A 17,566-nucleotide genomic window follows, 5' to 3' on the forward strand; every position below is an offset into this window, starting at 1 on the left:
CTAGTATTAGTGATTAAAACGTTGGGGTACAGATTCGTTAAGAGCCATTTTGCCAGTTTTTTTGATAAAAATGAGTTTTGCTGGGGATTAGTGTTTACCAGCAAGCGCCAGCGTTCTTTGGGCCAATAGGACCACTGGGCGATCAATCATTCTGCCATCCAGCTTCACAGCACCCCCTTTTGAGGCATGATCTGCTTCGATCACTCTCTGGGCCCAACGAATTTCTTCTTCAGTGGGCATAAACGCAGTCTGAACAATAGCCACTTGCTTAGGATGGATACACAGTTTTGCGCCAAAGCCCATCCGTTTCGCTCTTTCAGCATCGTCAGTGATGCGAGGCAGATCATCGGTTGAGGGTGTCACCCCATCAATTGGAGGGGCAATTTGGGCCAAGCGGGAAGCTAAAACGATTTGATAGCGAGCCGTTTGCAGTTCGGTTTCTTGGGGATCACAGATCATGCCCAAGTCAGCTTGTAAATCAAGATTGCCTAGGGCAAGACGGAGCACTTGATTGGCGGTGGATATTTCTTGGAGTCGGTCTAAGCCAATCGCTGTTTCAATCATGGGAATGATGGCGGTGTTCGGTAGTACTAGGGCTGCACCGTTGATTTGATCAACGGACTCGCTCTTGGGAATCAGTAAGCAGGCTACTTGTAATTCTTGGGTCAGAATCAAATCAGCGGAATAAAACTTGGTTCCCGGAGAGTTGGTGCGAATCACAAGACGCTTCTTTTGTTCAGCTGAAAACTGCGGCCAAGCAGTGCGGATTGCATTACGAGCCGTCTCTTTATCTTCTTCTGCTACAGCATCCTCTAGATCTAAGATAACCCCATGAGCACCGCTATCCAGGGCTTTGATAAAACGCTCGGGGCGAGTGCCTGGCACAAATAAAAAGTCACAACTAAAGCCTAGCGGGGTATCAAGTGGATTCATGAAAGTCTAAATTGGGGATTTAATTGGCAGGAAGTAAAGAACCCATCTTGGCCTGTTTGCGGATATTCCACAAGAGATCAATTGCTTTACTCATCTCAGCTGGATTAGCTCCACCACTAAAGGCAGCTAAGCGCATTGCCTTATCGGTGATTTCAGAGCGTGAAAGGGTATTGCCAGGATCGCCTTTGGGTTCATCAACGCGACCATCGAGAACTTGACCGTTATTCAAATGAACTTTGACTTTGCCAATCCAACGTTGGGGATAAGCGCTATCCACTTCGGGATCGAGCGTCATCGTGACGCGATCTCTAAACAAGCAAATCGCTTCATCATGGAAGTGTTCATCGAATTCTTGTAAGCCAGCAAACCGATAGTGTGCAATGAGTGCTAATACAGTGCCCATAGAAAACTTCGATTGATGCACTGTTGCAGGATCGGTCACTGGACTCAAGACATCAATTGCACCTTGGTGTACTAAAGTTTCCACTTTAGCGATATCACTAGGTTTGAGTTTGTTGGCAAGCATGACTTGCAGAAGAGCATCAGCAGCAGGATGGGTATGGCGACAAGAGGCATGATATTTAAAACTCGTTTCTGCTAAAGCCCAACGACTACCTAAGCGGTCCACTAATTTACTAGGGTCTGCATCGCTAGACATGCCAGCAGCTAAACCTTGCTTGCCTTCTAGGATATGCTGTGCGCCAGTAAAACCAGCTTGTGCAATATAGGCCGACATTAAGCCAGTGGCGGCAGCGTGTGCCGTGTGCAATTGCTTAGAGTCTGCGGCATCGCGTAAAAATTCCCAAAGACCTGCCGATTGAGTGCCTGCAGAACCAAAAGCATTAAGCATTTTTTCAGGGTTGAGTTTGAGTAAACGACCGACAGTAGCAGCTGCTGCAAGCGTACCTGCAGTACCCGTAGTGTGAAAAACTTTGTAGTGTGAGCGGCCTAAAAATTCTCCTACCCGAATGCCTACCTCATATCCTGCTACTGCGGCAACCAACATATCTTCACCAGAGGCCCCAATCGCTTGCGCACACGCTAAGGCTGGAGGAAAAACTACGGTAGCCGGATGAAAGACTGAGCCATTGTGAACATCATCTTGCTCTGCTACATGTGAGGCCGCAGCATTCGCCATCGCTGCTAAGAATGGGCTCGAGGTTTTACGATTGATCAGGATTTCAGAAGGGCCAGCATGAGTAGCATCAAAGCCACTCATACTTAGGGCGAACTGGGTAATCGTTTCTACAGGGTGCGAACCCTTACCCGCAATTGCAGATCCAAACCAGTCTACTAAAAGATCTTCTGCGCGACTAATCACATCGTTAGGAATATCAGCAATTTTTAGATTGCTAGCAAAGCTTGCTAATTCACGAGATAAATGTTCATTACTCATCGGGGTGCGGCCTCAAGTTTTCTTTTTTAAACGACTGTCTTATTACGCAAGAACAGCGGTAGCTTGCATCGTGAGCCAGCCTTCGTGGTCTTGTGCCCATATTGCAAGTGTTTTGCCAGAAGGATCTTTTTCTAAATCAGGCTTAGCACTAACTTTAAAGAGATTGATATCAAAGGTAGGGCGTATCGCGCGGAACTCAAAGCTCTTTAACTTGCAACCAGGAATACTCTGACGCACAAGATCAACCAAGAGTGTCGCAATCAACGGGCCATGAACGATCAAGCCTGGATAGCCTTCCACTTCGGTAACGTATTGACGGTCGTAATGAATGCGGTGTCCATTAAAAGTCAATGCTGAGTAACGAAACAAGAGAACATCATCGGGAGTAATCGTTTTACTCCACTTGGCATCGGTAGGCGCTGGTGTTGGTGCCACCGGTTTGTCATCAGGACCAGGCGCATCACGATAGACGATGTCATGTTCTTCAATGATGGCTAAGCCTTGTTGATTTGAGACTTCATGTTTCACCAAAACAAAAATTAAATCACCAGTACGACCTGCTTTATGAGTAACGGATTCAATTTTCGAAACACGCTGAATCTCATCACCGACCCTAATAGGCTCTAGCCATTGAATACGACTACCAGCCCACATCCGCCGTGGCAGAGGAACGGGTGGTAAGAAGCCGCCACGCTTGGGGTGGCCATCAGGACCAATTTCAGACTGTCGTGCATGAGGTAAAAAATAGAGCCAATGCCATAGTTCAGGTAGGAAGCTGCCCTTACTGGGTTCGGGATCAGGCCTATCTAGGGTTGCTGATAAAGCGCGCACTGGCGCGGCAGTGACGGTGTCAGATAGAGACTCCGTTTTACCGAGCCACTCTTGAAGATGGATGATGGTTTGAGGTTCGATTCGCATAACTTCTATTATGCCAATCTTAGGAAAGAATCTTAGTGGATCAAAATAGCGGAAAAGTGGATCAACAGGCCCGCTAAGGCCGAGCCACCCAATGCGGTCATCACCCCTTTTTGGAATTTAAAGAGAACTATCGCTGCCAAGCCACAAATCAGCATAGAGATCCAAGAGATGGTGCCACCTAGACCATGGGGTAAAAATACGTAATAAGCAAAAAAGAGACCAAGATTGACGATCACACCAACCACTGCTGCTGTAATCGCCGTGAGAGGTGCTGTAAAGCTCATCTTGCCATGGGTTGATTCCACCAAGGGTCCACCAACCAAGATGAAGAAGAAGGATGGCAAGAAGGTAAACCAAGTAGCCACAACTGCCCCTAGTACACCAAACCAAAATGGACTGCTATTGCCAATGAGGTGCTGAATATGTCCAGCGAGGTAACCAACAAAAGCAACAACCATGATCAGTGGTCCCGGAGTCATTTCACCAAGAGCCAAACCATCAATCATTTGGTTGGCACTTAACCAATGAAATTGATCTACTGCACCTTGGTAGACATATGGCAACACGGCATAAGCGCCACCAAAAGTCAAAAAGGCTGCCTTTGTAAAGAACCAAGCAAGATTGGGATAGAGCGTTTTCCAATCAAAGATAGCTATTAAGATGCTCATCGGAAGTAGCCAGCAAGCAAAGGCAATGGCGCTATGAACTAAAGTTTTTTGATAATGAAATTGAGCATGCGCTGGGGTAGGGGTGTCATCATCAATGATGGCTTTGCCGTAGCTTTTCACTGCTTTGTTGCTATGACCGCTTTGCTGAAAGTATTCTGGGTAACGCTTACCGCCCCAGTAACCAATAGCGGCAGCAAGCAAAATAATGATGGGGAACGATAAGTTCAAAATAAAGATTGCTAAGAATGAACCCAATGCAATCCATTGCAACGCTTGATTGTGAATCGTACGTTTGCCAATACGCACTGCTGCATGCAAAACAATAGCGGTGACCGCCGGTTTGATGCCAAAGAAAATCGCAGCGATCCAAGGCACTTGTCCATAGGTGAGATATACCCAAGACAGACCAATCAAAATCAATAGTGAGGGCAATACAAATAGGGTGCCAGCCAGAATGCCGCCCCAACTACGATGCATTAACCACCCAATATAGGTAACTAGTTGCTGGGCTTCGGGGCCAGGCAAGACCATGCAATAGTTCAGCGCATGTAAAAAGCGCCGCTCAGAAATCCAGCGACGCTTCTCTACTAACTCTTGATGTAGGACAGCGATTTGTCCTGCGGGCCCTCCAAAACTAATCAAGCCTAACTTAGCCCAGAATTTGAGGGCTTCGCCTAATGGAACCGAACTACTCAAGCGTCTTCCATTCCACCAACGACTTGGCTAAAGCCGTTATCAACATAGATGATTTCAGCGGTAATACCGTTGGCTAAATCCGATAACAAGAAAGCAGCAGTATTGCCAACATCATCAATCGTGACGTTGCGACGCAGTGGTGCAGTTTGTTCAACCGCTTCTAAAATTTTGCTGAAACCTTTAATGCCAGAAGCAGCCAAGGTTTTGATTGGGCCAGCAGAAATACCATTTGCACGAATACCCTTAGGACCAACAGAGCCAGCGAGGTAGCGCACGGAAGCTTCGAGGGATGCTTTGGCTAAACCCATGGTGTTGTAGTTGGGAACATTCTTCATTGATCCAAGGTAGGTCAATGTTAGTAATGAAGATTTATCGCGCAGCATTGGCAATGCTTCCTTAGCCATTGCTGGGAAGCTGTAAGCAGAGATATCATGGGCAATCTTGAAGCCCTCGCGTGAGAGACCTTCCAAAAAGTCACCAGCAATCGCTTCACGTGGGGCAAAGCCAATCGCATGGACAAAGCCATCAAATTGAGGCCAGGATTTGGCTAGATCTTTAAAGAGGGCAGAAATTTGCGCATCGCTACCAACATCACAGTCAAAAATGAGTTCGGTATTGAATTCTTTTGCAAAATCGACGATTCGGTCCTTAAAGCGTTCACCCACGTAAGTCAGGGCAAGTTCAGCGCCTTCGCGATGGCAGGCCTTGGCAATACCATAGGCAATAGAGCGGTTGGAGAGGAGGCCGGTAATGAGGATTTTTTTGCCGGAGAGAAAGCCCATGATGTGTCCTTTACTTCAAATATGATTTGCTATCTACAATTGTTGCATATATGTCAGCTCAAACCCCTTTTCGCCAAATTGCTCATTTCTTGCTGTTAGCCCTGCTAGTCGGGGTTGGCAGCAATATTGCGCAAGCGGCGCAAGGTATAGCGCAGTACGGTAAGCCGAAGTACGCAGATGGATTTGCCCATTTTGACTATGTCAATCCCAATGCCCCCAGAGGCGGCACTCTGACTTTGCCAAACCCTGGGCAAAGAACCAGTTTTGATAAGTTCAATCCATTCACCTTGCGGGGTGTCACGGCTCCAGGAATAGATTTGATGTTTGAATCCCTCGCCGAGGGTAGTGCGGATGAAGTATCTAGTATTTACGGCCTACTTGCTGATGATATTGAGATAGCTAAGGATCGTCAGTCAGTCACGTTTCATATTCGTCCAGAAGCTAAATTTTCAGATGGCAGTCCTGTATTGGCGGCAGATGTAAAACATAGTTTTGACACCTTGATGAGTGGCCTTGCACATCCTCGCTATAAAACGACGTTTGCTGATGTGAAACAAGCAGTCATCATCTCGGATCGAGTAGTACGGTTTGACTTTAAGAACAACAATACTGAATTGCCGATCATGGTAGGAACGCTGCCCATTTTTTCTCGTAACTGGGGAAGGCGTCCTGATGGCAGCATGATTGCTTTTGATAAGCTAGCCTTTGACGCACCGATTGGCAGTGGCCCCTATCTGATTGAGTCCTTTAAGGCGGGGAAATCGATTGTCTTTAAAAGAAACTCGCAGTATTGGGCTGATCAACTTGCAAAGCCATTAAATGTGCGGGTGGGTTTCTATAACTTTGATCGCGTGCTCTACAAACTTTATAGTGACGATGCTGTGCGACTCGAGGCATTCAAAGCAGGGGAGTTTGATGCTCTGGTGGAATATCGCGCCAAGATTTGGGCGAAGGGTTATGTCGGTTCTAAATTTGACAACGGCACACTCTTAAAGAAGGCCTTCATAAACCATAATGGCGCAGGTATGCAGGGCTTTGCCATGAATGTACGTAAACCGATTTTTCAAGATCCGCGCGTGCGGCAAGCATTGGGCTTAGCTTTGGATTTCGAGTGGTTGAATCGCCAAATATTTTTTGATCAGTACGGTCGTATTAATAGCTTCTTCACTAATAGTGATTTAAGCGCAAACTTCGATGGGCCCCGTAAACCCACAGAAGCAGAACTCAAATTACTCAAACCGCTCAAGGCGAAATATCCACAATGGGTGCCAGATGCGGTGTTTGGTCCGATGCCATTACCACCATCAACCAAGTCACCGGGTAGTCTTCGTCAAAATCTGCGTCAAGCTCGTGAATTACTCATGCACGCTGGCTGGCAGTATCGTGACGGTGCTTTGCGCAATGAAAAGGGTGAACCGTTTCGTATGGAGATGGTGGAGAACGGCGGCTTTTTCTTGAGAATCCTTTCTGCTTATGGTCGCAACTTAGAAAAGTTGGGTATTCAGCTTGATATTCGTACGAGCGATTTTGCCTTGTACCAAAAGCGCATGAATGAATATGACTTCGATATGACGACCACTCGCTTCCCAGATTCTCAGAATCCTGGTAATGAATTGTGGGATCGTTTTGGTAGTCAGGCTGCCAAAGAAAAGGGTTCAGACAATATCATTGGTATGCAGTCGCCAGTCGTAGACGCTTTAATCGAAGAAATTACTAAGGCGCAGAATCGCGAAGAGTTGCGTGCTGCTTGTAGAGCGCTCGATCGTGTACTGTGGAATAGCTATTACGTGATACCGCAGTGGTACAACCCCACTCATCGAGTTGCCTTCCGCAATGAGATGCGCTACCCAGAGCCTCCTTTGTATTACCAGGCAGAACCTTGGATCATGCAAAACTGGTGGAAAGAGGGGGCTAAATAATGCAAGGACAAATGCGCGCCTATATTTTTAAGCGTTTGTTACTCATGATTCCAACTTTGTTGGGTGTCTTGACCTTAACCTTTGCAGTGGTTCAGTTTGTGCCGGGTGGTCCAGTTGAGCAAATGGTATTGGAACTCAAGGGTAAAGGTGATGCAGCGGTTGGGGGTACAGAATCTTCTGGTGCTGGAGCGACCTATCGCGGACGTCAGGGCATTGATGCGCAACGCTTAGAAGAGGTCAAAGCCTTATATGGTTTTGATAAGCCACCACTCGAGCGTTACTTCATGATGTTGGGTCGCTTTGCTAGATTTGATTTAGGCGACAGTTATTACCAACATGAGAGTGTTTGGCGTTTGGTAATTTCTAAGTTGCCGGTATCAATCAGCATTGGTTTGTGGACATTCTTTATTACCTATTTAGTTTCTATTCCATTGGGAATAGCCAAAGCAGTGCGTGATGGTTCTCGTTTTGATGCGGTGACTAGCACCATGATCTTAGTAGGCTATGCCATTCCAGGTTTTGTCTTAGGCGTTCTTTTATTGGTGATCTTTGGCGGCGGTAGTTTTCTACAAATCTTTCCCTTACGAGGGCTGACCTCCGATAACTGGAGTGATCTGAGCTTCATTGGTAAGGTGATGGATTATTTGTGGCACCTAGTGTTACCAATTACCGCTTCGGTATTGGGTAGCTTTGCAGTGGTGACGATGTTGACCAAGAACTCTTTCTTGGAAGAGATTCGTAAGCAGTATGTATTGACCGCAAGAGCCAAAGGCCTCACGGAAAAGCAAGTGCTTTGGAAGCATGTGTTTCGCAACGCGATGTTGCCCTTAGTCACCGGTTTTCCAGCAGCCTTCATTGGCGCCTTCTTTACTGGATCCCTCTTGATCGAAACCTTGTTCTCGCTAGATGGTCTTGGTTTGCTCTCTTATGAATCCGTAATGCGCCGTGATTATCCAGTGGTCTTTGGTACTTTATATCTCTTTACCTTGATTGGCTTATTTACGAAGTTGATCTCTGATCTTTGCTACGTCTATGTTGATCCTCGCATTCAATTTGGTGCTGGAGGCGGGTCATGAGTCGTTGGCAGCGTTTTAGAAGTAACCGCAGAGGTTATGCCAGCCTGTGGATCTTTCTAGTTCTCTTTGGTCTTTCTCTGGGCGCTGAGCTCATTGCGAATGACAAGCCTCTATTAGTGCGTTATGACGGCCACTTTTATTTTCCAATAGCAAAGAATCAGCCTGAGACTGTCTTTGGTGGAGACTTTGCGACGCCAACGGATTTCTTGGATCCTGATATTCGTCACAATATTACGAGTGATGGCAATTGGGCGATCTATCCACCAATTACTTATAGCTACGAGACGCTGAATTATTTTTCTCAAGTTCCTAATCCGGCGCCACCGTCTTGGCAAAACTGGTTAGGCACCGATGATCGTGGACGCGATGTACTCTCGCGTCTCATTTATGGCTTCCGACTATCAATTCTGTTTGGTTTAGCACTCACGATTGTGGGCGTGAGCGTCGGCATCATTACTGGTTCTCTAATGGGATTTTTCGGCGGTAAGTTTGACTTAATTTCCCAGCGCTTGATTGAGATTTGGTCGGCAATGCCTGAGTTATATCTGCTGATCATCTTCGCCTCAATCTTTAATCCCAGCGTTTCGCTACTCATCATTTTGTTAGCGGCATTTGGTTGGATGGGTTTATCTGATTACGTCCGTGCAGAGTTCTTTCGTAATCGTGCTCTAGAGTATGTGCGGGCTGCGCGGGCATTGGGCCTCACAAATCTACAAATTATGTGGCGTCATATTCTGCCCAATAGTTTGACACCGGTGATCACCTTTTTGCCATTCCGAATGAGTGCTGCCATTTTGTCGCTGACGAGTTTAGATTTTCTTGGTTTGGGTGTTCCACCGGGAACGCCTAGCTTGGGTGAGTTACTGTCACAGGGCAAAGGTAATTTGGATGCATGGTGGATTTCGCTCTCCACTTTTATTGTCTTGGTGGCCACATTACTGTTGCTGACCTTTATGGGTGAAGCGCTGCGTGATGCGTATGACTCTCGCAAAGCTGGCCTGATGAGTGGAGGTCGCTCATGAGTTTGCTGCGCTATGAAGACCTTTGTATTTCTTTCGGCGCTGGGCGCCGTGAGAAGTTTGCCGTTAATCATCTCAACTTAGAAATTGGCATTGGTGAGAGAGTAGCCTTAGTAGGCGAGTCTGGCTCAGGAAAAACCTTAACTGCGCTTGCCCCTTTGCGGCTAGAGCCTGAGGGCGCTAAAGTCTCTGGAAAAATTCTGTGGAATCAAAAAGATGAAGGGATAGTCGATTTGTTGTCCTTGCCCATAGAAGATATTCGTGAGATCCGTGGTCGTGAAATTGCCATGGTGTTTCAGGAGCCGATGACAGCACTCAACCCTTTATTTACCATCGGCAATCAAATTATTGAAGCAGTGCAGATTGATCAGCCCCTCATTACTAAGTCTGACTGCATAGATGCAGCGATTGATCTCCTCAAAAAGACGGGCATCCCGGAACCCGAGCGCCGCTTTCATTCCTACCCACATCAACTATCTGGCGGTCAACGTCAGCGTGCCATGATTGCGATGGCATTAGCTTGTAAGCCACGTCTGTTGATTGCAGACGAACCAACTACTGCGTTAGATGTCAGTTTGCGTTTGCAAATTTTAGATTTGCTAAAAGAGTTACAAGAAGAATCTAAAGAAGATGGTGGCATGGGAATTTTATTGATTACCCATGACCTCAATCTTGTAAAGCACTTTGCTGGACGTGTGGCCGTCTTGAATCAAGGCAACTTGATGGAGTCTGGGCCAACTAAACAAGTGTTTAATCATCCGACCGATCCTTACACGCGCGCTTTAGTGAATAGCGAGCCTGTTCGCGAACTCGCACCGGTGATGCCATTAGCGCCCGTACTATTAAAGACGGAAGAGTTATCTGTCGCATACCCAAGTTCAGAGTCGACGTCTTGGTTTAAAAAAGCACCTCCCCATAAGGTCTTGAAAAAAGTCAGCTTTCATTTGAAGCAAGGCCAGACCATTGGCGTCATTGGTGAGTCGGGTTCAGGTAAGACTACTTTAGGTATGGCCGTGCTTGGTCTGTTAGGAGATTCTGCAGCGCAAGTAACAGGTGATGTCGATGTGCTTGGTAAAGATTGGCAAACACTGAAGCCGGTAGATCGACGTGCGATGCGTTCTAGCCTGCAAGTGATATTTCAAGATCCCTTTGGTTCGCTTTCACCGCGGATGAATGTGATGCAAATTATTGCGGAGGGTTTGGATGTTCACCATCCGAACTTATCGCCAGCCGAGCGTGAATCTCGTGTGGTCGATATGCTCAAAGAAGTGGGCTTGGATCGCTCAGCGTTAACTCGCTATCCGCATGAGTTCTCTGGAGGTCAACGGCAGCGTATTGCGATTGCCCGCGCTTTGATTTTGCGGCCGCAGATATTGGTCTTGGATGAACCTTCATCCGCATTAGATGTTTCGATTCAGAAACAAGTGCTCGCCTTACTTTCAGAATTGCAGAAGAAGTACAACTTAGCTTATTTGATGATCAGTCATGACTTAGCAGTCATCCGCGCCATGTCTCATGAGGTGATGGTGCTCAAAGAGGGCAAGGTGGTTGAGTTTGGCGACACTGAGACCCTGATTAAGCACCCCAAACAGGTCTACACCAGAGAATTATTTGCGGCTGCCGAACTGACTTAGTTAGAGCCTAAAACCCTATTCTATGGGCTATTTTGGTGCATTTGACCCGCATTCATGCACCAAGTTCTGAAAAATCATCCATGTAAACAAAGACTTAAGACTATAGTCAAGACTTGGTTAAATAAGGGTTCTTTGTTAAACTGGTTCGATGTCACTAAAAAAAGCGCTACTTTCACAAATCTTGGGCCTCGCCCTGGGTTTGACTATCTCTATATCTGCAAATGCCGCAGATACCGTGGTGGTAGCTGACGCACCAACTGAAGCAGTTGTTCCAAAAGAAAGTATGTTTCAAGCTGGTAGGGCTTATATCTCTCGAGTGTCTGACCGATTGGCGGATACCGTGACCGGAAAATCTGAAGAGATGATTAATCGCGCCATGGAAGTGATTGGTGTGCGTTATCGCTGGGATGCTGAATTACCTCAGTCTGGTTTGGACGGTAGTAGTTTTGTTGGTTATGTATTCAAAGACAAGTTGGGCTTCTTGTTGCCACGCAAGTCAACGCAAATGAGTCGGGTTGGTAAACCGATTGGTCGCGATGAGCTGCAACCAGGCGACCTTGTATTTTTCAACACGATGCGTTTAACTTTTTCTCATGTGGGTATTTATGTTGGTGACAATAAATTTATTCACTCACCATCCAAAGGCACCAGTGTTCGTGTCGACGATCTAGGTAGCCTGTATTGGGATAAACGTTTTGATGGCGCCCGTCGTCTAGATGGCAGTGATAACCTCAATGATGCCGAGCGTCAAGAGTTGTTAAACGAAGTCAAGAATCTCAAGCGTAAGTCACGCAGTCTCTAAAGTCCTCCCTTTCAGGGCTTTAACTGCTTAGCCTTTCAGCTTTTCCTTGATCAAAGCCATTTGTTCTTGGCTTGCGACTTCGCCAGCCAAGATGGCTGCATTTCTGGACTTGAAATCGCCACTACTCATTTGCTTCAGTTGCGGAGTAATCACGATATCGGCACTCTTGAGTTCATATTGATTAATGCTTCTTTGCATAATCGAAATGGTTTGTTGTAACACTCCAAAGGTGCCACTGGCATCTTGATGGACTGGCTCTGAAGAGATGTTCACTGCAATCACTAGAGTAGCTCCCATTTGTCGGGCATAACTTACAGGCACGGGGGCTACCAGACCGCCATCCAGATATTCCTTGCCGCCAATCAGAGTGGGTTGGAAGACTCCAGGTACGCTGCACGATGCGCGCACTGCTTGGCCAGTATTGCCTGTACGAAATAAAACACCTTTGCCTGATTGCAATTCAGTGGCGACAATTCCTAATGGAATACGCATCTGTTCAATGGCCTTGTTTTGTACTTCTCGATTTACCATGTTTTGCAGGGCATCACCTTTAATCAGTCCGCCAAAACGTCCCGCAAATGGCAGCCCCCAGTCTGCAATCGTGGCTTCATCGAGATTGAGGGCTAGGCGATTGAGATCATTACCAGTGGCGCCAGAGGCAAGCAGGGCAGCAATGACGCTACCGGCACTGCTGCCAACCACAATATCGGGGCGGATGCCTTGAGCCTCTAGGGTCTTAATTACCCCAATGTGGGCAAATCCTCTTGCTGCACCAGCACCTAAAGCCAAGCCAACTATTGGCTTTTTTGTTCCCATGAGGCCGCACGAGCTGAGGGCTCCAGCACTGAATAGGGCGCCCATACTGATGCCAAGGCCCAATAAGTGGCGTCGTTCAGGAGAAACTAGGCGTTTTGATGAAATATTGTGCATATGGCTATTGTATTGAGCCTACCTTATAATAGGTTCACGGTGAACGAAAAGGACTTCGTTGCAGCGCGGGCATATTCCCTAACTAGAAATTATGAGATGGATTGTCCGTAGTCGCTAGAAAACACCAAAACCCATTACTGAAATACATTTTTTAAAGCCTATTCAGGATGATTCCTGACAGCCCGACTTTTATGGACGATCACAACAAGCGCGTTATTGAAACAGCCCTCCTGTGCGCGCAGGAGCCACTCACGGTTGCTGACCTGTCTCGTCTATTTATCGAGGACATCACTACTGCTGATATTGATGAGACATTGCTTGATTTGCAGCGCGCTTGGGACAATAAAGGCATGGAGCTGGTGCATATTGCAACTGGCTGGCGCTTCCAGAGTCGTTTATCGATGCGTGAGTATCTTGATCGTTTAACGCCTGAGAAGCCACCGAAGTACTCTCGTGCAGTGATGGAGACCTTGGCAATTATTGCCTATCGTCAACCAGTCACTCGTGGTGAGATTGAAGAAATTCGTGGTGTTGCTGTGAGTAGCAACGTGATGAAGCAATTAGAAGACCGTGGTTGGGTGGAAGTGATTGGCCATAAAGATACGATTGGCCGCCCTGGTTTGTATGCCACTACTAAACAATTTTTAGACGACTTGAGTCTGACTAATCTTCAAAGCCTACCTATGTTGGAAGATGCAGCGCCGATGGCTGCTGCTGAACAATTAGGTCAGGTTGTCATGGAATTTGATCCTACTGCCACAGTAGAAACCGTTGTGATTGAAGAGTCTGAAGAAGTGGTAGTTGAAGAAAGCTCCGAAATCATCGCTGAAGAAGTTACCCCCGACTCTGAAAATCCATCAGGCGAAATAAAATAATTATTAATGACAAGTTCTAACGAAAACGATTCAACTCCAGTAGTACCTGCAGCAACGCCATCACATACTGATACAGGTTCTTCTCATGCAGAAGGCCCTCAGGGTGAGGGAGGTGAGCGCCCCACACGAGATGATCGTGGCCCACGCCATCCTCGTCGCGCTGGAACAGGTAAGCACCCTTTTAATAAGAAGCGCCCCTTCAATAAGGACAAGCCTCGTCGTGAAGGTGAGGCCTCGCAAGGTCCGCGTGAAGGTGGTGGCAATCATGCGGCTAAGTTAGCCCCAAATCCTGCAGACGTTGAAGCATTATTTGCTTCGGTGGTGTCCGGTGAGTTTGATGCAGCTCTTGATGCGCCAGAAGCATTAGAGGTTAAAAATTCAGATGGCTTCAATGAGAATGAAATCTCTCATCAAACAGGTGCCGAGCGTCGCGCACAACGCGCACATGGTGCTCGCGAGGATGAAGATCCAGATGCGCCTACTGAAGAAGAGATGAGCAGTTTGCAGTTTACAAACATCGATGAATTGCCTCTCAGTTTGCGTGATGAAGTATGGTCTGACCTCGATGGTTTAGATGATGATGCTGATGACGAAGATACCGTCAAGCTCCATAAAGTGTTAGCAGATGCTGGCATGGGCTCACGCCGTGACATGGAAGATTTGATTGTGCAAGGGCGCGTATCAGTTAATAGTTTGCCTGCACATATCGGCCAACGTATTGGACCTACAGATCAGGTGCGCATTAATGGCAAGCAAGTGCATCGTAAGATTCAGACGAAGCCACCACGCGTCATTTTGTATCACAAGCCTGCTGGCGAAATCGTAAGCCAATCCGATCCAGAGGGTCGTCCAACCGTATTTGATCGCCTGCCAAAGCCTCGTCAAGGTCGCTGGATCGCAGTTGGTCGCTTGGACTTTAATACTGAAGGCTTGTTATTGTTCACCACCTCTGGTGAATTGGCTAATCGTTTAATGCATCCGCGTTATGGGGTGGAGCGTGAATACGCAGTGCGCATTTTGGGTGAGCTAAGTCAAGACAACACTGCACAATTAAAGAGTGGTATCAAGCTCGATGATGGTCAAGCACGATTTTTACGGTTAGCAACGGGTGGCGGCGATGGTGCAAACCGTTGGTATCACGTTGCTTTAACAGAAGGTCGTAATCGTGAAGTGCGTCGCATGTTTGAAGCAGTAGGTCACACAGTTTCTCGTTTGATTCGGACACGTTATGGCATGTTCCTTTTACCTCCACGTTTAAGGCGGGGAAAATGGGAGGAAGTTGAGGCCGGTGGCATCTATAACTTGATGAAGTCTGCTGGCTTAAAAATGCCACAGCCGCAAGATAAGAGTCGCAATCCAAATGCTGGTGGACAAAGTCGTAATCCTGCTAGCGCAGATTTCCAACCCGATCCAATGCAAACCTCGGTTTCTTATTGGGGCTCACGCGATGCTTTAACCCTAGCGAGTGGTCATAACGGTCTGACTCACCAAGGTAGGGGCGGCAAGCCTGGCGGCGGTGGGTCTGGCGAAGGACGCGGTCCTTTCCGGGGTCGCACCCAAGGCGGTCGACCTGGTCAGGGTGGTCAAGGTGGCCAGGGTGGAAATGGCCAAGGCCGCAATAAAGCTAAAAAAGTGCACCATGGCCAGTCTGCATTTGTGACCGCCAACGCCCAAAGCCCTGGAAATGGGCCTAAGCGCGGCGCACCAAAAGGGCGTAAACCTTTTAATAAAGGCCCTAGAAAGCCCCGAAATCCTGGCGAAAGCTTCTGATTTCTAACAGTTTTCTCTAAAAATCAGCTATAATTTTGGTCTTGCAGCACAAACATGCTGCAAGTGTTGTTACCGACTGATGTTGCGATCAACGTAAGTCGGCCTGTTCTGAATTTCGAGAATATGGGCTTTGAAGCCCATTTTTTTTTGCCGTTTTGGTTTGAAGGGAAGTTGTGAGGGATCAGAAGATCATCTCTGCAGAGTTGGAGAACTTGGGCTACACGCTAGTCGATATTGAGCGTGAAGCTGGAGGATTACTGCGCGTCACAATTGAAAACCCGGATTACGAGCGTTTGATTACTGTTTTGGATTGCGAGAAGGTAAGTCATCAATTGAGTTACACCTTGCCGGTAGAAAACATTCCTTACGAGCGTTTGGAAATTTCTTCCCCAGGCCTGGATCGTCCCGTTAAGACAGCAGTTGATTTTGAGCGCTTCACTGGAATGGAAGTAGATTTGAAGTTGCGTGTTGCTGTTGGTAGTCGTAAGAATTTTCGTGGTGTATTGCAAGGTTTGCTGAGTGGTGAATTGAATTCACCGGATGCGAAATTTGGTTTGGTATTTGAGGGTGCTGATGGTCAGCCCTCTCAATTGGAGTTTTCTTTAGCCGAGGTCGATAAGACTCGGTTGGTCCCTGTTATTGATTTCAAAGGAAGAAAGTCATGAGCCGAGAAGTTCTCATGTTGGCAGACGCCCTAGCGCGTGAAAAGAACGTTGATCAAGCCATTGTATTTGAGGCGCTTGAAATGGCGTTGGCATCAGCCACTAAGAAACGTTACGCAACTGAAGATGTGGATATTCGTGTATCTATCGACCGTGAGTCTGGTGAATACGAAACCTTCCGCCGTTGGTTGGTGGTTCCTGATGAAGCCGGTTTGCAAGAGCCAGATAAAGAGATTTTGCAATTTGAAGCCAAAGAGCAAATTCCAGATATGGAAGTAGGCGACTATATTGAAGAGCAAATCGAATCTTTAGCTTTCGGTCGTATCGGTGCACAGGCTGCTAAGCAAGTCATCTTGCAACGTATTCGTGATGCTGAGCGTGAACAGATTTTGAATGATTACCTCGAGCGTGGCGAAAAAGTCATGACGGGTACCGTTAAGCGTGCTGACAAGAATGGTTTGATTATTGAATCTGGCCGTGTTGAGGCATTGCTCCGTCGTGATCAAATGATTCCTAAAGAGAATTTGCGTTCTGGTGATCGCGTACGTGCATACATCCTCAAAGTGGATCGTGAAGCTCGTGGCCCACAGATCGAACTGTCCCGTACTTGCCCAGATTTCTTGATCAAGTTGTTTGAGAACGAAGTTCCAGAGATGGAGCAGGGCTTGCTAGAGATTAAGGGCGCTGCCCGTGATCCTGGTATCCGCGCAAAGATTGCGGTGGTGACTTATGACAAGCGTATTGACCCAATCGGTACATGCGTTGGTGTGCGTGGTACACGCGTTACTGCAGTGCGTAATGAAGTGGCTGGCGAAGCGGTTGATATCGTATTGTGGTCTGAAGACCCAGCGCAGTTTGTGATTGGTGCTTTGGCACCAGCACAAGTATCTTCAATCGTGGTGGACGAAGAGCGTCACGCCATGGACGTGGTGGTGGATGAAGAGAACTTGGCAATCGCCATTGGCCGTAGCGGACAAAACGTTCGTTTGGCAAGTGATTTGACTGGTTGGCAAATCAACATCATGACGCCTGAAGAGTCTGCTGAGAAAACTGAAAAAGAAGCTTCTTCCGTGCGCCAATTGTTTATGGACAAATTGGACGTAGACCAAGAAGTGGCTGATATTTTGATTGAAGAAGGTTTTAATACATTGGAAGAAGTGGCTTATGTGCCATTGTCTGAAATGTTAGAAATTGATTCATTCGATGAAGATACTGTGAATGAGTTGCGTACCCGCGCACGTGATTCCTTGTTGACGATGGAGTTAGCAAAAGAGGAGCGTATTGGCGAGGTGTCACAAGACCTACGTTCCCTAGAAGGAATGACCACAGAATTGATTGCCAAGCTTGCTGACAATCAAGTACATACCCGTGACGACCTTGCTGAACTGGCTGTTGATGAGCTAGTTGAGGCGACACAAATTGACGAAGAAACTGCGAAAACGCTCATCATGAAAGCGCGCGAACATTGGTTTACTTCATGAGAGGA

General features: G+C 47.2%; 15 protein-coding genes. 9 read left to right on the top strand and 6 right to left on the bottom strand.

The features are described 5' to 3' along the window. Positions 1–87: 87 nt before the first annotated feature. Genes ICN35_RS02815 through fabI form a run of 5 tightly spaced genes read right to left on the bottom strand, consistent with a single transcriptional unit; the run spans position 88 to position 5,393 of the window. Positions 88–933, bottom strand: coding sequence for a CoA ester lyase (locus ICN35_RS02815; RefSeq protein ID WP_216124112.1), 846 nt, complete (start codon positions 931–933; stop codon positions 88–90). Positions 934–952: 19 nt separating this feature from the next. Continuing rightward, positions 953–2,329 (bottom strand): MmgE/PrpD family protein, encoded by a 1,377-nt coding sequence (locus tag ICN35_RS02820; RefSeq protein ID WP_216124114.1) that lies wholly within the window; start codon positions 2,327–2,329, stop codon positions 953–955. Positions 2,330–2,371: 42 nt separating this feature from the next. Further along, positions 2,372–3,247, bottom strand: coding sequence for a MaoC family dehydratase N-terminal domain-containing protein (locus tag ICN35_RS02825; RefSeq protein ID WP_216124116.1), 876 nt, complete (start codon positions 3,245–3,247; stop codon positions 2,372–2,374). Between the two features lie 32 nt (positions 3,248–3,279). Next, entirely contained in the window at positions 3,280–4,611 is a 1,332-nt protein-coding gene (gene chrA / locus ICN35_RS02830; RefSeq protein ID WP_216124119.1) for a chromate efflux transporter, read from the bottom strand. Then, positions 4,608–5,393, bottom strand: coding sequence for an enoyl-ACP reductase FabI (gene fabI, locus ICN35_RS02835; RefSeq protein ID WP_215296699.1), 786 nt, complete (start codon positions 5,391–5,393; stop codon positions 4,608–4,610). Before fabI ends, chrA begins: the two co-directional genes overlap by 4 nt. A 50-nt stretch (positions 5,394–5,443) precedes the next feature. Between fabI and ICN35_RS02840 the strand changes: the two genes are divergently transcribed. From ICN35_RS02840 to ICN35_RS02860, 5 genes are all read left to right on the top strand, one after another. Continuing rightward, the gene (locus tag ICN35_RS02840; RefSeq protein ID WP_216124128.1) at positions 5,444–7,312 is read left to right on the top strand and encodes an extracellular solute-binding protein; all 1,869 of its coding nucleotides are present in this window, start codon (positions 5,444–5,446) and stop codon (positions 7,310–7,312) included. An 11-nt stretch (positions 7,313–7,323) separates the two neighbouring features. After that, on the top strand, positions 7,324–8,388 hold the full coding sequence (locus ICN35_RS02845) for a microcin C ABC transporter permease YejB (RefSeq protein WP_216124252.1): 1,065 nt from the start codon (positions 7,324–7,326) through the stop codon (positions 8,386–8,388). Further along, positions 8,385–9,410, top strand: coding sequence for an ABC transporter permease (locus tag ICN35_RS02850; protein ID WP_216124130.1), 1,026 nt, complete (start codon positions 8,385–8,387; stop codon positions 9,408–9,410). Before ICN35_RS02845 ends, ICN35_RS02850 begins: the two co-directional genes overlap by 4 nt. After that, positions 9,407–11,041 (top strand): ABC transporter ATP-binding protein, encoded by a 1,635-nt coding sequence (locus ICN35_RS02855; RefSeq protein ID WP_216124132.1) that lies wholly within the window; start codon positions 9,407–9,409, stop codon positions 11,039–11,041. Before ICN35_RS02850 ends, ICN35_RS02855 begins: the two co-directional genes overlap by 4 nt. Before the next feature lie 148 nt (positions 11,042–11,189). Further along, positions 11,190–11,843 (top strand): C40 family peptidase, encoded by a 654-nt coding sequence (locus ICN35_RS02860; RefSeq protein ID WP_216124134.1) that lies wholly within the window; start codon positions 11,190–11,192, stop codon positions 11,841–11,843. Positions 11,844–11,870: 27 nt separating this feature from the next. Here ICN35_RS02860 and ICN35_RS02865 read toward each other — a convergent pair whose 3' ends face one another. Then, positions 11,871–12,773, bottom strand: a complete 903-nt coding sequence (locus ICN35_RS02865) for a patatin-like phospholipase family protein (RefSeq protein ID WP_216124136.1) — start codon at positions 12,771–12,773, stop codon at positions 11,871–11,873. Positions 12,774–12,964: 191 nt separating this feature from the next. Here ICN35_RS02865 and scpB point away from each other — a divergent pair, with 191 nt between their 5' ends. The 4 genes from scpB (at position 12,965) to nusA (ending at position 17,561) form a co-directional block, all read left to right on the top strand. Next, complete coding sequence (gene scpB / locus ICN35_RS02870; protein ID WP_255535683.1) at positions 12,965–13,648, top strand: SMC-Scp complex subunit ScpB; 684 nt, start codon at positions 12,965–12,967, stop codon at positions 13,646–13,648. Between the two features lie 6 nt (positions 13,649–13,654). Beyond that, the gene (locus ICN35_RS02875) at positions 13,655–15,418 is read left to right on the top strand and encodes a pseudouridine synthase (RefSeq protein WP_216124141.1); all 1,764 of its coding nucleotides are present in this window, start codon (positions 13,655–13,657) and stop codon (positions 15,416–15,418) included. Positions 15,419–15,591: 173 nt separating this feature from the next. After that, positions 15,592–16,083, top strand: a complete 492-nt coding sequence (gene rimP, locus ICN35_RS02880) for a ribosome maturation factor RimP (protein WP_215320133.1) — start codon at positions 15,592–15,594, stop codon at positions 16,081–16,083. Next, a complete protein-coding gene (gene nusA, locus ICN35_RS02885) occupies positions 16,080–17,561 on the top strand; it encodes a transcription termination factor NusA (protein ID WP_071465019.1) in 1,482 nt (493 codons plus the stop codon). Before rimP ends, nusA begins: the two co-directional genes overlap by 4 nt. Positions 17,562–17,566: the final 5 nt, after the last annotated feature.

It is taken from the genome of Polynucleobacter sp. es-GGE-1 (genome assembly GCF_018882005.1).
GTDB lineage: Bacteria > Pseudomonadota > Gammaproteobacteria > Burkholderiales > Burkholderiaceae > Polynucleobacter.